Here is a 13,992-nt window from a genome sequence, read left to right as displayed (position 1 = left end):
AATTGTTTAATTGACTAAAAAGATTTAAAATAGATACATATAATAAGAGGAGGAAGCGCTTTGGCAAAGGTAAAAAGTACATTTGAATGTATGGCATGTGGCTACCAGTCACCGAAATGGATGGGAAAGTGTCCAAATTGTGGTGCATGGAATCAAATGGAAGAAGTAATTGAGCACAAACAGAAAGGCCCTAAAAATGCGATTTCTGAATCCAATAGTAATAATAAAGTTGAAAAACTAAAAAATATAACGAAAGAAAGCGTACCTCGTGATCACACACAAATGAAAGAGCTGGATCGCGTACTCGGTGGCGGCATTGTCCCTGGGTCTTTAATCCTTATCGGCGGAGATCCTGGTATCGGGAAATCGACATTGCTGTTGCAAGTGTGTGCCATATTATCACAGCAACATCCGGTGTTATATATATCGGGTGAGGAATCTGTCAGACAGACGAAACTGCGTGCAGATCGATTGAATGAAGATGCTGGAGAGCTTGATGTGTATGCTGAGACGAACCTTCAGATTATCCACGAAACTGTTAAGAAAACGAAACCTAAATTTCTTGTTATCGACTCTATCCAAACTATATTTCACCCAGAGGTGACGAGTGCACCAGGTTCTGTATCTCAAGTAAGAGAATGTACGCAGGAATTGATGCGTATTGCAAAACAGATGAACATTGCAACGTTTATCGTTGGACACGTAACAAAAGAAGGACAAATCGCAGGCCCGAGATTATTGGAGCATATGGTAGATACCGTATTATACTTTGAAGGTGATACGCACCATAGTTATCGTGTGTTACGTGCTGTTAAAAACCGTTTCGGATCAACAAATGAAATGGGTATATTTGAAATGAAAAACACAGGACTTTCTGAAGTGTTGAATCCTTCTGAAATGTTTCTGGAAGAACGTACGAAGAATGTTGCAGGTTCAACGATTGTCGCAACGATGGAAGGAACAAGACCTCTCCTTGTTGAAGTGCAGTCACTTGTAACGCCGACTTCATTTCATAACCCGAGACGAATGGCTTCAGGAGTCGATCACAATCGACTGAACTTATTAATGGCAGTGCTCGAGAAAAAACAAGGGTATTTACTGCAGCAACAGGATGCATATGTAAAAGTTGCAGGTGGCGTGAAACTGGATGAACCAGCTGTAGATTTAAGCATTATTATTAGCATTGCATCTAGTTATAACGATAAACCAACGCGTGGAGATGATTGTTTTATCGGAGAGGTAGGTTTAACAGGGGAAGTACGTCGTGTCGCACGTATTGAACAACGTGTACAGGAAGCAGAAAAGTTAGGCTTTAAACGCGTCATCATTCCGAAAAATAATATTGGCGGTTGGGATTTCCCGGGCAATATTGAAGTTGTCGGTGTGACAAATATAAACGAAGCATTAAGACTCGCATTTTAAGGAGGTGAACATATGTTAAGAAAGCTTGTACTACTTATTTTTATTGTAGTAGGTGCATCGATTGGTATCTTTTTAATACCAGAACTTATCGGTCTCTTTAATTTTAATGTGCCGGAAATCGTATCAAATCCATACGTTGATGGCGCAGTAGGTATTATTGTCTTTTTTCTTTTATTTTACTGGCTTGTAGACCGTGTAGTTGAGTGGATCATTAAAGGTGAGAAGCGATTGCTGAACATCAGCCTTATAGATTTAATTAGTGCGACGTTCGGTATGATTATCGGTTTGATGATTGCATCGATGATTAGTTTAATTTTTAATTTTATGGGTTTTCCATTTTTAAAAAATACAGTGCCGATTATTCTCGCCGTAGTACTTGGATATTTAGGATTTCAAGTAGGTATTCAAAAGCGAGGAGAAATATTAAATTTATTACCGGAGCGTTTTCAATCGAGTAAACGCAAGTCGCTTGAGTTTCCGAAGCTGTTGGACACATCAGCAATTATAGATGGTAGAATATTGTCTGTTGTAAAGTGTGGTTTCTTAGATGGTACGATTGTCGTACCACAAGGTGTACTTGACGAATTACAGCTTATTGCTGATTCTACAGATGGTATAAAGCGTGATAAAGGACAGCGAGGCCTGGATATATTAAATGCATTGCAGGAAACGGGACATGCTGTGAAGATTGTACCGGGCAATAAGTCGATTAAGGAAGTCGATCAATTGCTTGTCGCAATGGCAAAAGATATGAACGCAAGTGTTATTACTACAGACTTTAATTTAAATAAAGTATGTCAAGTACAAGGCATACAAGTACTTAATGTAAACGACTTATCTGAAGCGATTAAACCTGTTGTGGCACAAGGTGACAAAATGTTACTCAATGTGACGAAATCTGGAAAAGAAGAGGACCAAGGTGTCGGATATATGGAAGATGGGACTATGGTAGTTGTTGAACATGGAAAAAAGTATATTAACAAACAAATTAAAGTAGAGGTTCAGTCTATTTTACAAACTTCTTCAGGACGTATAATTTTTACAAAGAAAGTGAATGACTAATATGTATGACGTAATAATACCGGCTGCAGGTATGGGGAAACGTATGCAGGCCAATAAAAATAAAGTGCTGTTAGAGTTAAGCGGTAAGACGATTTTAGAACATACTTTACAAGCTTTTCAGGATGATAACAATTGTCGTGCTATTCATTTGGCTGCGCAAAATGAAGAACTGGAAATGTTCAGAACGTTTGCTTCGCAATATCACAAACTTGATGTGATTACTGAAGGTGGCAGTGAGCGACAATATAGTATTTATAATGTGTTAAAGGCGATTAAACCGTGTGAGTATGTGTTTGTACACGATGCAGCGAGACCTTTTGTCACACGCGAAACACTTCAGAAATTATATGACGCAGTTCAATTAAGAAAGAGCGCAATTGCTGCTGTTAAAGTAAAAGATACGATTAAACGTATTCACGGTACTGAAGTAAAAGATACGTTAAATCGTGATGAGCTATGGCAGATTCAGACACCTCAGGCTTTTGAGTATCACACGTTGTTAGCAGCATATGAGAAAGCAGAGTGCGATCAATTTTTAGGGACAGATGATGCATCGCTCGTTGAACGTATTGAAAAGGTCTCTATTGTTGAAAGTGATTATGATAACATTAAGCTGACGACACCTGAAGACATGTATTTCGCAGAAGCAATTCTTAAGAAAAGAGGGTTAATATGAGAATAGGATATGGGTATGATGTACATCAGCTCGTAGAAGGTCGCCCATTAATAATCGGTGGTATTGAGCTGGAACATGATAAAGGGTTGCTCGGACATAGTGATGCAGATGTATTGTTACATGCAATTACAGATGCTATACTCGGCGCTGTATCTTTAGGTGATATCGGCAAGTTTTTTCCGGATGATGACCCGAAATATAAAGGTGCGGATTCTAAAGTACTTTTAAAAGACGCGTATCAGCACGTCCTTGATACAGGCTATGAAATCGGAAATCTGGATGCTACAATTATTGCTGAAAAACCAAAGTTCAGACCGCATATTGATGCAATGCGCAAAGTGATTTCTGAAATACTGGAAACAGATATATTTAATGTTAATGTGAAGGCAACAACGAATGAAAAGATGGGTTACTTAGGTAGACAAGAAGGTATACAGGCGCAAGCTGTGGTATTATTATTAAAGACAAACTAATTAATGGAGTGAACGAAATGAGTAAAGTTAGAGTAAGATATGCACCAAGTCCAACTGGTTTTTTACATATCGGTAATGCACGTACTGCATTATTTAACTATTTATTTGCAAGACATCATGGAGGCGACTTTGTTATTCGTATTGAAGATACGGATACGGCGCGTAATGTTGAAGGTGGAGAAGCTAGTCAGTTAAAGTTCTTAAAGTGGCTAGGAATGGACTGGGATGAATCTATTGATAAAGATGGTGGATATGGTCCATATCGTCAATCTGAACGTGCGGATATTTACAATCCGATCATTGAAAAATTATTAGCTGAAGATAAAGCGTATCGCTGCTATATGACTTCTGAAGAGTTAGAAAGAGAACGCGAAGCACAGCTTGCGCGTGGAGAGATGCCAAGATACGGTGGAAAACACGCACATTTAACAGAGGAAGAAGAAGCAGCGTTAATCGCTGAAGGTAGACAACCTTCGATTCGTATTCGTGTACCGAAAGATAAGACATATACATTTAATGATATGGTCAAAGGCGAAGTTTCATTTGATTCAAACGGTATCGGCGACTGGGTTATCGTTAAGAAAGACGGTATTCCGACATATAACTTCGCGGTTGCAATCGATGACCATTTCATGGAAATTACACACGTAATCCGTGGTGATGATCATATTTCGAATACACCGAAACAAATGATGGTTTATGAAGCGTTAGGCTACGATATTCCGACTTTTGGACATATGACGTTAATCGTTAATGAAGCGCGTAAGAAATTATCTAAACGTGATGGCTCTATTATTCAGTTTATTGAACAATATCATGACCTTGGATACTTACCTGAAGCATTATTTAACTTTATCGGATTGCTTGGATGGTCACCAGAAGGCGAAGAAGAAATCTTTACGAAAGAACAATTCATTGAAATGTTCGATGAAAAACGTTTAAGTAAATCTCCGGCATTCTTTGATAAACAGAAGCTTGCGTGGATTAACAACCAATACATGAAGACGAAAGATTTAGATACAGTCTTCGAAATGACGTTACCGCATATGAAAAAAGCAGAACTTGTTTCAGCGCAACCTACAGAAGAGGAACTAGCATGGGCTAAAGCACTTGTAGGTTTATATCAGGAGCAGATGAGCTACGCTGGAGAAATCGTTGAGCTAAGTGAACTGTTCTTCCGTGATGAAATCGAGCTTGGAGAAGCGGAAACAGAAGTCGTAAACGGCGAGCAAGTACCTGAACTTGCACAAAATTTAATTCAGCAGCTGGAAGCGTTAGAAACGTTTGATGCAGCAAGTATTAAAGGTGCGATTAAAGCGGTACAAAAAGAAACAGGCATTAAAGGTAAAAATTTATTTATGCCGATTCGTGTCATGGTAACAGGCCAGATGCATGGTCCTGAATTACCGAACACGTTAGAACTGTTAGGTAAAGATCGAGTAATTGCACGCGTAAATAAATACGCAAAATAAAATCATTGAAAATTTATCTTTATCATTTATAATCAAATTATGAGACCAAGTAAGTCTTCAATTTATCTACAAGAGAGTATTCGGGTGGTGGAAGAATACGTTAAATGGATGGCTGAATGCACCTCATAACTGAACTGAATAACTTTATGAGTGAATAGATTTTATATCTATTAATGAAGAGTGGAACCGTGCAGAAGCACCTCTTAACTGAGGTGCTTCTTTTTTATTTACGAGAGGAGGATTCCGGTGTTTAAGCGTATTAAAGATGATATTGCAATGGTATTTGAGCAGGACCCCGCTGCAAGAAGTAGTCTTGAAGTGTTTTTAACATACTCTGGACTTCATGCGGTATGGTGGCATCTTGTCGCCCATTGGTTTTTTAATCGTAAAATGTACTTTATTGCTCGTAGTATCAGCCAAGTTTCAAGGTTTTTCTCAGGAGTGGAGATTCATCCTGGTGCTAAAATTGGGAAACGACTGTTTATCGACCACGGAATGGGTATTGTAATTGGAGAGACGTGTACGATTGGAGACAATGTTACGATTTATCAAGGTGTGACACTTGGTGGTACAGGAAAAGAACGTGGTAAACGACATCCTGATATTGGTGATAATGTACTGATTGCTGCAGGTGCGAAAGTGCTTGGCAATATCCAGATTGGAAATAACGTCAATATCGGTTCTAATTCTGTCGTTCTTAAATGCGTACCGGATTATTCGACTGTTGTTGGTATACCAGGACGTATCGTCAGACAAAATGGTGTTAAAGTAGGTAAGTCGTTTGAACATACGAACTTACCGGATCCGATTTATGAAAAGTTAAAAGAATTAGAGCGCCATATTGAGGCGTCAAGAAATGGAGAGATTCAAGATGATTACGTTATATAATACATTAACGAGAAGTAAAGAAAAGTTTGTGCCAATAGAAGAAGGTAAAGTAAAGATGTACGTTTGTGGACCGACAGTTTATAACTACATTCATATCGGTAATGCACGTCCTGCAATCAGTTTTGATGTCGTGCGCCGCTACTTCGAGTACAGAGGCTATGAAGTGAACTACGTTTCGAACTTTACAGATGTGGACGATAAGTTAATTAAAGCAGCAAACGAGCTCGGTCAGACGGTTCCTGAAGTTGCAGATCGTTTTATTGAAGCGTACTTTGAAGATACGCATGCATTAAATTGTAAGACAGCAACACATCATCCACGTGTAATGGATCATATGGATGACATTATTGAATTTATCGAAGCATTAATTAAAAAGGACTACGCCTATGAGAGTGGTGGAGATGTATATTTCAGAACGCGTAAGTTTGATGGATATGGTAAGCTGAGCCATCAGTCAATTGATGAGCTTAAAGTAGGTGCACGTATTCAAACAGGAGAACTAAAAGATGATGCACTTGATTTTGCGCTATGGAAAGCAGCGAAGCCTGGAGAAATCAGCTGGGCATCACCGTGGGGAGAAGGTCGTCCGGGATGGCATATCGAATGTTCAGTAATGGCAAAGAAACATTTAGGAGATTCGATTGATATTCATGCAGGCGGTAGTGACTTAACGTTCCCGCACCATGAGAATGAAATTGCACAATCTGAAGCGCATAACGATACAACATTTGCGAATTACTGGATGCATAACGGATTTATCAATATTGATAACGAGAAAATGAGTAAGTCACTTGGTAACTTTATTTTAGTGCACGATATTATTAAAGAAATTGACCCGAATGTACTGCGTTTCTTCATGATCAGCGTGCACTACAGAAATCCGATCAACTATAATATGGAGCTTGTTGCAAGTGCGAAAGCAGGACTTGAAAGAATTCAGAATGCATATCAGGCGATGAAAGATCGTAAAGATATATCTGTTGATATCGTAGATCATGCATCTGTTATCAATACAATTGATGATATATTAAAGCAATTTGAGACGGCAATGGATGATGATTTTAATACAGCAAATGCGATTACAGCATGGTATGAGCTGGCGAAACAGGCGAACATCTATAACCAGAATGCTTCAACAGATTTAAATGTAATCAATCGTTTCCTTGAAGTGTTTGAAATCTTCAGCGAAGTACTTGGCGTGAAGTTAGATGTTGCGAATGCACTTCTTGATGAAGAAATTGAACGTTTAATCGAAGAACGCCAGGAAGCAAGAAAGAATAAAGACTTTAAACGCGCTGACGAAATTCGAGATATGTTAAAAGCACAGAATATTATTCTTGAAGACACTGCACAAGGTGTGAGATTTAAACGTGGTTAATGAGGCGAGTCTTTATAATCCTCTGACGCTTGCGTATTTAGGAGATGCTGTGCTTGATTTACATGTGCGCAATTATATCGTGCGTGAGAAAAATCGTAAGCCTAATGAACTTCATCGTTATGCAACGTTCTTTGTGTCTGCTAAAAGCCAGGCACAAACGTTTGATGCATTAGTAGAAAGCCGCTTCTTTACTGATGAAGAAATGGATATACTGATGCGTGGCCGCAATGCAAAAAGTCATACGAAAGCTAAAAATACAGACGTTGTAACATATAAGAAGAGTACAGGATTAGAAGCAGTCATCGGCTATTTGCACCTTAATAACGAAGATGAACGATTACAAATTTTACTGGCAGAAATCATTGACCAGTGCGAAAAGAGGGGTAAAGATGAACACAAATGATGACATAATTGTTGGGAGACATGCTGTTAAAAGTGCAGTATCTTCTGACCATGAAATTAACAAAGTGCTTATACAAGAAGGTATTAATAAGTCACAGATTTCGAGCATTCTGAATTTATGTAAAGAGAAAAAGATTATCGTTCAGACCGTTCCGAAGTCGAAACTTGATCATATGTCGGATGTGCCGCATCAAGGAATATTAGCGATGATTTCACCATATGAGTATACAGAGCTCGAAGATTTCTTAAGTAGTCGTAACCGTGATAAGTTAAGCACGATTATGATATTAGATGGGCTGGAAGATCCGCATAACTTAGGTTCGATTATTAGAACGGCTGATGCGATAGGTGTAGATGGAATTATGATTCCGAAACGTCGCTCTGTCAGTCTGAATCAAACAGTTGTAAAAGCATCAACAGGTGCAGTAGAGCACGTACCTGTTATGCGTGTTAACAATATCAATCAGGCGATTGATAAATTAAAGGATGCTGGTTTCTGGGTTGCGGGAACAGATGCTAAAAAATCTGTAGATTATAGAAAAATGAATGCAGATATGGACCTTGCAATCGTGATTGGTTCTGAAGGTGAAGGAATGAGTCGTCTCGTTAAAGATAAATGCGATTTCCTGATTCACTTGCCGATGGTCGGACATGTCAATAGTCTGAACGCCTCTGTAGCCGCAAGTTTACTCATGTATGAAGTTTACCGAAAAAGGAATCCGTTAAACTGATGAAACAGCATTATACGATTATTGATGGTTATAATGTTATCGGTCAAAGTAATTATTTGAAGGCGATGGCAATAGAATCACTCGCTGAAGCGCGTACAGAGCTTCTGCTGGAACTTGCAAACTACAATGCACGTATAGAAGATGATGTAATCGTCGTTTTTGATGCATATGATGTCAAGTCACACGAACGCGAAGAAGTATTTCATGGCATTCGTGTGATTTACTCTAAACAGAATGAAACGGCAGATGCAGTTATAGAGCGTTTAACATTCGAGCTGTACAATAAACATATTACAACGATTAAAGTCGTAACGAGTGATATGTCAGAGCAGCATGCAATTTTTGGTAGCGGCGCCCTGCGCATTCCTTCAAGAGAATTTATTTCAAACCTTGAAGAAGAGAAAGTGATGATTGAAAAGGATATCAAAAACATGGATGAAGTGAAACCGAGGACGAGGATTACAATTGATGAAGCAACACTTCAGAAACTGGAACGCATTCGAAGAGGGAAGTTATAGTTACTTGAATAAATACTATTATTTGAAATGTTTGCAGAAACAAATTACACTAAAATAAAAACGTTAGAGGTAGGCTATGCTTAAGGCGTATTTTATATTGTGTGAGACTTCAGAAGTATATCAGATGAAATCTGTAGACGAGCTCGTATGTGCATTGCAGCAAGGTCATATTGAAGTTTTTGATGATCTCGTAAAACGTATGCGCAATAGTATTGAAGTATATGTCAGAAAGTATTATTACATTGAACGGGACATCGTATATCAGCAGTGTTTAATCACTTTATATAAAACAGCGCTGAAATATGATAAAACGCGCAGTGATTCATTTGAATTATATTATTTCAGTATGCTGAAATATTATCTTTTAACGATGGCGAGTAGAGAAAGAAGAAAGCCGAAGTTTGATGTTGTGAGCATCGATTCTGAAGATGCATATAATCGTCCGATAGTTGAACAAATAGCAGATACGAATTCAGTCAGGCCTGAAGTTGAGAGTGAAGTTCGTGCGCTTATAGAGGAGCTGACACCGGTAAATCTGCAGCTGAGCCCGTTAGAGCATAAAGTTCTGAAGTATGCGAAAGAAGGCATGACAGTGCAGGTAATGGCGCTACTGGAAGAAGAGTCAGTAAAGACGATACAGAACACAATAACGCGCATAAAAAACAAAGTAAGAAAGCACATACTCAACGACAGTGACAATTGACAAAGTAAGAGATAATTTGTATATTAAACTAGGATTAGAATGAAATGATGCATTGACATAAGTGAATATATAATCAAATATATCGAATGCTTTCGTTCGGTATATTTTTTATCATCAAATAATGGAGGCGGACTATATGGAACGTAAAGAAAACTTCTTTCAAGGTGTAGTTTCAGAAATGAAGAAGACGACTTGGCCAACGGGTCAGGAAATCGTTAGAGATACATCAATTGTAGTAGCAACAGTAATATTCTTTATCATTTTCTTTTTCCTTATCGATATGGGGATTACAGAATTAATTCGATTAATTAAATAAGGAGGCACATTCGATGTCTGAAGAAAGTAAAAAGCACTGGTATGCAGTTCATACATACTCAGGATATGAAAACAAAGTAAAAGATAATTTAGAAAAGCGTCTTGAGTCTATGAACATGCAGGACCAAATTTTCCGTGTAGTAATTCCGGAAGAAGAAGAAACAACGATTAAAGACGGTAAAAAGAAAACGAGCCTTAAAAAGACATTCCCAGGATATGTATTAGTAGAACTTGTTATGACGGATGAGTCATGGTATGTCGTACGTAATACGCCGGGTGTAACAGGTTTTGTAGGTTCAGCGGGTGCAGGATCTAAACCAAACCCATTATTACCGGAAGAAGCACGCTTCATCTTAAAATCAATGGGTATGAATGAAAAAACAATTGATGTTGAAATTGAACTTGGTGAACAAGTACGCGTAACTAGCGGGCCGTTTACGAACCAGGTCGGCGAAGTGAAAGAAATCGATGCAGAGAAATATAAATTAACTGTACTCGTAGATATGTTCGGACGTGAAACGCCGGTTGAAATAGAATTCGATCAGATTGAAAAATTATAATATTTATTTTAAAATAAATGTAAATTTTCACTTGTCAAAATGAAAATTAAGTGGTAATATTTTATAGTCGTGCAAATGCACGTATAAGAGTGGGAGGGTAAATATCATACCCTGTGACCACATCACGATATCAAGGAGGTGCACATCGTGGCTAAAAAAGTAATCAAAGTTGTTAAATTACAAATCCCTGCAGGGAAAGCGAATCCAGCACCACCAGTTGGTCCAGCATTAGGTCAAGCGGGTGTAAACATTATGGGATTCTGTAAAGAATTTAACGCACGTACACAAGAACAAGCAGGTTTAATTATTCCGGTTGAAATTTCTGTATTTGAAGACCGTTCATTTACATTTATCACTAAAACACCACCTGCAGCAGTATTACTTAAGAAAGCAGCTAAAATTGAGAAAGGTTCTGGTGAGCCTAACAAAACTAAAGTTGCTACAGTAACTGAAGATCAAGTACGTGAAATCGCTGAAGCTAAAATGGAAGATTTAAATGCAGCAAGCGTAGAAGCGGCAATGAGAATTATTGCTGGTACTGCTCGTAGTATGGGTGTAGAAATTAAATAATAAATTCAAGATTTAAAGCAGACGTTCACTCGTCTGCTCTTGCATTGTATATAGCAATGCTCGTGGGAGGAAATTCCGCTAAAACCACTATAAGGAGGAAATGAAAATGGCTAAAAAAGGTAAAAAGTATCAAGAAGCCGCTCAAAAAGTTGATAGCACAAAATTCTACTCAGTAGAAGAAGCAATCAAACTTGCGAAAGAAACAAGCACTGTTAACTTTGATGCATCTGTAGAAGTTGCATTCCGCTTAGGAATTGACGTGCGTAAAAACGATCAACAAATCCGTGGAGCTGTAGTACTACCAAACGGTACTGGTAAAACTCAACGTGTATTAGTATTCGCTAAAGGCGAAAAATTAAAAGAAGCTGAAGCAGCAGGTGCTGACTTCGTTGGTGATTCAGAATACATCAACAAAATCAACCAAGGTTGGTTCGATTTCGATGTGATCGTTGCAACACCAGACATGATGGGTGAAGTTGGTAAATTAGGTCGTGTACTTGGACCTAAAGGTTTAATGCCAAACCCTAAAACTGGTACTGTAACAATGGACGTTACTAAAGCTGTTCAAGAAATCAAAGCTGGTAAAGTTGAATACCGTGCTGAGAAATCAGGTATCGTTCATGCTGCAATCGGTAAAGTATCATTTGATGCTGACAAATTAGTTGAAAACTTTAACACACTTAAAGATGTTTTAGCTAAAGCGAAACCAGCTTCATCTAAAGGTACTTACTTCAAATCAGTTTCTGTTACAACAACTATGGGCCCTGGTATTAAAATCGACCCATCAGAAGTTAGAAACTAATTAGAAAACAATTGACAAGATTCAAATTTCACGTTATAGTGTAATTTGTATTTTATAAATAACCTAAGACAGTAGGGGCGTAATGCTTAATAATCCTACCGAGGTGAAATTTGACTTGAAAACTTCAAGCACTTTTTGCCATGGGTGAAAAGTGCTTTTTTAATAATTATATTAAAAAAGCACGAAAATCTTAATGGAGGTGTCACAATGAGTACAAAAGCGATCGAAATTAAACAACAAAAAGCTGACGTGATTACTGAACAGTTAAAAAATTCAGTATCTACAATCATCGTTGACTACCGTGGTTTAACAGTTGCGCAAGTAACTGAACTACGTAAACAACTTCGTGAAGCTGGCGTTGAATTTAAAGTATACAAAAACACTTTAGTTCGTCGTTCTGCTGCAGCTGCTGGAATTGAAGGAATTGATGAATTCTTAACAGGTCCAAACGCTATCGCATTCTCAAACGAGGAAGTTGTTGCTCCAGCTAAAATTATCGCTGACTTCGCTAAAGAAAACGAAGCATTAGAAATTAAAGCTGGTATCATCGAAGGAACTGTAACGTCTGCTGAAGATGTTAAAGCTATTGCATCTTTACCATCAAAAGAAGGACTTATTTCTATGGTTCTTTCAGTATTACAAGCACCAATCCGCAACTTTGCATATGCAGTTAAAGCGGTTGGAGAACAAAAAGAAGACGGTTCTGAAGCTGTCGAAGAAGCATAATCTTAATAAGAGTGCTTAAAAAATTAAACTTATAAAAAATGGAGGATTACAATCATGTCAAACGAAAAAATTATCGAAATGATTAAAGAAATGTCAGTTTTAGAATTAAACGATTTAGTTAAAGCTATCGAAGAAGAATTTGGTGTAACTGCTGCTGCTCCTGTAGCTGCTGCTGGTGCTGCTGGTGGCGAAGGTGCTGCTGCTGAGAAAACTGAATTCGACGTAGAATTAGTATCTGCTGGAGCTTCAAAAATTAAAGTTGTTAAAGCTGTTAAAGAAGCTGCTGGTTTAGGATTAAAAGAAGCTAAAGAATTAGTTGATAACGCTCCTAAAGTAGTAAAATCAGGCGTTTCTAAAGACGAAGCTGAAGAATTAAAAGCTAAATTAGAAGAAGCTGGAGCTTCTGTAGAAGTTAAATAATTTCTACTAACGAATCTTATAAAAACCCGTTATATATTTTATAACGGGTTTTTATTGCTTTTAATTGTTATACTAACAGTAACGAATGGTAAATAGTGAGGTGTATGATGAGTCATTATTATAGTGAAGAACAGCAAGTTGAAAGTAACGAGTCGGAAATTTCATTTAATCTGAATGATATTGCGCTGAAACTTATGACAGACAATGGCGTGTTTTCAAAGTCAGGCGTTGATTTTGGATCAAAGCTCCTGACAGAAACTTTGATTAAAGATGCCCATCAAAATCGATTGCTCGATGTGGGGTGTGGTTATGGCACGATGGGGCTGATGATTGCAAAACATTTCCCGGACTGTACACTACATATGGTTGATGTTAATGAGCGTGCATTAAATCTTGCGCGAAAGAATGCAGTACATAACAACATTAAAGATGTACACGTTTATAAAAGTGATGGCTTAAATGAAGTTTCTGAAACTTTTGATTGTGTTATTTCTAACCCGCCGATTCGTGCTGGGAAAGAAGTTGTACACCGCATTTTAGAAGACAGTGCGAAAGTGCTTGATAAAGACGGTGCGCTCTATGTTGTTATTCAGAAGAAACAAGGAATGCCATCAGCTAAGAAAAAGATGGAAGAAGTTTTTAGTAATGTCACTGTGCTTAAGAAAGATAAAGGTTACTATATATTAAAGAGTGTAAAAGGTTGACCTTATACAATCTCTCTGTTATAGTAATAGAATGTAAAATTTTAAATGAATAAGTGTGCACTTTTCTATCTTTATAGATGTCGGATGAGCAAAAAATGAAAATGGAATGATCTGATTTCCGTTTTCTTTTTGTCTTAACAACGCTATATGAATAAGTGTGCACCACAATT

The 13,992-nt window shown here is 37.8% G+C and carries 18 protein-coding genes and 1 other annotated feature; all 18 genes read left to right on the top strand.

The window, feature by feature from the left end; all coding sequences use genetic code 11:
• Nucleotides 1–60 precede the first annotated feature (60 nt).
• The 18 genes from radA to LAU42_RS11145 all read left to right on the top strand — a co-directional run bounded on the left by radA (nucleotide 61) and on the right by LAU42_RS11145 (nucleotide 13,822).
• The gene (gene radA, locus LAU42_RS11230) at nucleotides 61–1,422 is read left to right on the top strand and encodes a DNA repair protein RadA (protein WP_224183629.1); all 1,362 of its coding nucleotides are present in this window, start codon (nucleotides 61–63) and stop codon (nucleotides 1,420–1,422) included.
• Nucleotides 1,423–1,434: 12 nt separating this feature from the next.
• The gene (locus LAU42_RS11225) at nucleotides 1,435–2,484 is read left to right on the top strand and encodes a PIN/TRAM domain-containing protein (protein ID WP_224183628.1); all 1,050 of its coding nucleotides are present in this window, start codon (nucleotides 1,435–1,437) and stop codon (nucleotides 2,482–2,484) included.
• Nucleotide 2,485: 1 nt separating this feature from the next.
• Nucleotides 2,486–3,160: a 2-C-methyl-D-erythritol 4-phosphate cytidylyltransferase gene (gene ispD, locus LAU42_RS11220; RefSeq protein WP_338147528.1), complete on the top strand. Its 675-nt coding sequence runs from the start codon at nucleotides 2,486–2,488 to the stop codon at nucleotides 3,158–3,160.
• Complete coding sequence (gene ispF, locus LAU42_RS11215) at nucleotides 3,157–3,633, top strand: 2-C-methyl-D-erythritol 2,4-cyclodiphosphate synthase (protein WP_224183626.1); 477 nt, start codon at nucleotides 3,157–3,159, stop codon at nucleotides 3,631–3,633. Before ispD ends, ispF begins: the two co-directional genes overlap by 4 nt.
• A 17-nt stretch (nucleotides 3,634–3,650) precedes the next feature.
• Nucleotides 3,651–5,105 (top strand): glutamate--tRNA ligase, encoded by a 1,455-nt coding sequence (gene gltX, locus LAU42_RS11210; RefSeq protein ID WP_224183625.1) that lies wholly within the window; start codon nucleotides 3,651–3,653, stop codon nucleotides 5,103–5,105.
• Between the two features lie 246 nt (nucleotides 5,106–5,351).
• Complete coding sequence (gene cysE / locus LAU42_RS11205; RefSeq protein WP_420908090.1) at nucleotides 5,352–5,993, top strand: serine O-acetyltransferase; 642 nt, start codon at nucleotides 5,352–5,354, stop codon at nucleotides 5,991–5,993.
• On the top strand, nucleotides 5,977–7,371 hold the full coding sequence (cysS, locus tag LAU42_RS11200; protein WP_224183624.1) for a cysteine--tRNA ligase: 1,395 nt from the start codon (nucleotides 5,977–5,979) through the stop codon (nucleotides 7,369–7,371). Before cysE ends, cysS begins: the two co-directional genes overlap by 17 nt.
• Nucleotides 7,364–7,774, top strand: a complete 411-nt coding sequence (locus LAU42_RS11195; RefSeq protein ID WP_224183623.1) for a Mini-ribonuclease 3 — start codon at nucleotides 7,364–7,366, stop codon at nucleotides 7,772–7,774. Before cysS ends, LAU42_RS11195 begins: the two co-directional genes overlap by 8 nt.
• On the top strand, nucleotides 7,761–8,504 hold the full coding sequence (gene rlmB, locus LAU42_RS11190; RefSeq protein WP_224183622.1) for a 23S rRNA (guanosine(2251)-2'-O)-methyltransferase RlmB: 744 nt from the start codon (nucleotides 7,761–7,763) through the stop codon (nucleotides 8,502–8,504). Before LAU42_RS11195 ends, rlmB begins: the two co-directional genes overlap by 14 nt.
• Nucleotides 8,504–9,022, top strand: coding sequence for an NYN domain-containing protein (locus LAU42_RS11185; RefSeq protein ID WP_224183621.1), 519 nt, complete (start codon nucleotides 8,504–8,506; stop codon nucleotides 9,020–9,022). The genes rlmB and LAU42_RS11185 overlap by 1 nt, the downstream gene beginning before the upstream one ends.
• Nucleotides 9,023–9,098: 76 nt before the next feature.
• Nucleotides 9,099–9,725 carry a hypothetical protein gene (locus LAU42_RS11180; protein ID WP_224183620.1) on the top strand — a complete coding sequence of 209 codons (627 nt, stop codon included), beginning with the start codon at nucleotides 9,099–9,101 and terminating at the stop codon, nucleotides 9,723–9,725.
• Between the two features lie 136 nt (nucleotides 9,726–9,861).
• Complete coding sequence (gene secE / locus LAU42_RS11175; RefSeq protein ID WP_224183619.1) at nucleotides 9,862–10,041, top strand: preprotein translocase subunit SecE; 180 nt, start codon at nucleotides 9,862–9,864, stop codon at nucleotides 10,039–10,041.
• 13 nt (nucleotides 10,042–10,054) lie between these two features.
• Nucleotides 10,055–10,600 carry a transcription termination/antitermination protein NusG gene (nusG, locus tag LAU42_RS11170; RefSeq protein WP_224183618.1) on the top strand — a complete coding sequence of 182 codons (546 nt, stop codon included), beginning with the start codon at nucleotides 10,055–10,057 and terminating at the stop codon, nucleotides 10,598–10,600.
• A 147-nt stretch (nucleotides 10,601–10,747) separates the two neighbouring features.
• Complete coding sequence (rplK, locus tag LAU42_RS11165; RefSeq protein ID WP_224183617.1) at nucleotides 10,748–11,170, top strand: 50S ribosomal protein L11; 423 nt, start codon at nucleotides 10,748–10,750, stop codon at nucleotides 11,168–11,170.
• 106 nt (nucleotides 11,171–11,276) lie between these two features.
• Nucleotides 11,277–11,972, top strand: coding sequence for a 50S ribosomal protein L1 (gene rplA / locus LAU42_RS11160; RefSeq protein ID WP_224183616.1), 696 nt, complete (start codon nucleotides 11,277–11,279; stop codon nucleotides 11,970–11,972).
• 44 nt (nucleotides 11,973–12,016) lie between these two features.
• Nucleotides 12,017–12,142: a sequence feature (ribosomal protein L10 leader region), on the top strand.
• A 37-nt stretch (nucleotides 12,143–12,179) separates the two neighbouring features.
• Entirely contained in the window at nucleotides 12,180–12,698 is a 519-nt protein-coding gene (gene rplJ / locus LAU42_RS11155; protein ID WP_224183615.1) for a 50S ribosomal protein L10, read from the top strand.
• 54 nt (nucleotides 12,699–12,752) lie between these two features.
• Entirely contained in the window at nucleotides 12,753–13,118 is a 366-nt protein-coding gene (gene rplL, locus LAU42_RS11150) for a 50S ribosomal protein L7/L12 (protein WP_420907963.1), read from the top strand.
• Nucleotides 13,119–13,225: 107 nt separating this feature from the next.
• Nucleotides 13,226–13,822, top strand: a complete 597-nt coding sequence (locus tag LAU42_RS11145) for a class I SAM-dependent methyltransferase (protein WP_224184809.1) — start codon at nucleotides 13,226–13,228, stop codon at nucleotides 13,820–13,822.
• Nucleotides 13,823–13,992: the final 170 nt, after the last annotated feature.

This window comes from Macrococcus armenti, assembly GCF_020097135.1.
Taxonomy (GTDB): domain Bacteria; phylum Bacillota; class Bacilli; order Staphylococcales; family Staphylococcaceae; genus Macrococcoides; species Macrococcoides armenti.
The sequence above is the reverse complement of the archived record's forward strand: the minus strand, read 5'-3'. Positions and strand labels throughout refer to the sequence as shown.

What these genes read in the sequence shown, in the direction of transcription:
- gltX (WP_224183625.1), top strand. Translation starts at nt 3,651, where the DNA reads ATGAGTAAAGTTAGAGTAAGATATGCACCAAGTCCAACTGGTTTTTTA.
- ispD (WP_338147528.1), top strand. Translation starts at nt 2,486, where the DNA reads ATGTATGACGTAATAATACCGGCTGCAGGTATGGGGAAACGTATGCAG.
- LAU42_RS11185 (WP_224183621.1), top strand. Translation starts at nt 8,504, where the DNA reads ATGAAACAGCATTATACGATTATTGATGGTTATAATGTTATCGGTCAA.
- rplJ (WP_224183615.1), top strand. Translation starts at nt 12,180, where the DNA reads ATGAGTACAAAAGCGATCGAAATTAAACAACAAAAAGCTGACGTGATT.
- LAU42_RS11225 (WP_224183628.1), top strand. Translation starts at nt 1,435, where the DNA reads ATGTTAAGAAAGCTTGTACTACTTATTTTTATTGTAGTAGGTGCATCG.
- secE (WP_224183619.1), top strand. Translation starts at nt 9,862, where the DNA reads ATGGAACGTAAAGAAAACTTCTTTCAAGGTGTAGTTTCAGAAATGAAG.
- LAU42_RS11145 (WP_224184809.1), top strand. Translation starts at nt 13,226, where the DNA reads ATGAGTCATTATTATAGTGAAGAACAGCAAGTTGAAAGTAACGAGTCG.
- ispF (WP_224183626.1), top strand. Translation starts at nt 3,157, where the DNA reads ATGAGAATAGGATATGGGTATGATGTACATCAGCTCGTAGAAGGTCGC.
- rplL (WP_420907963.1), top strand. Translation starts at nt 12,753, where the DNA reads ATGTCAAACGAAAAAATTATCGAAATGATTAAAGAAATGTCAGTTTTA.
- rlmB (WP_224183622.1), top strand. Translation starts at nt 7,761, where the DNA reads ATGAACACAAATGATGACATAATTGTTGGGAGACATGCTGTTAAAAGT.
- rplA (WP_224183616.1), top strand. Translation starts at nt 11,277, where the DNA reads ATGGCTAAAAAAGGTAAAAAGTATCAAGAAGCCGCTCAAAAAGTTGAT.
- nusG (WP_224183618.1), top strand. Translation starts at nt 10,055, where the DNA reads ATGTCTGAAGAAAGTAAAAAGCACTGGTATGCAGTTCATACATACTCA.
- cysS (WP_224183624.1), top strand. Translation starts at nt 5,977, where the DNA reads ATGATTACGTTATATAATACATTAACGAGAAGTAAAGAAAAGTTTGTG.
- LAU42_RS11180 (WP_224183620.1), top strand. Translation starts at nt 9,099, where the DNA reads ATGCTTAAGGCGTATTTTATATTGTGTGAGACTTCAGAAGTATATCAG.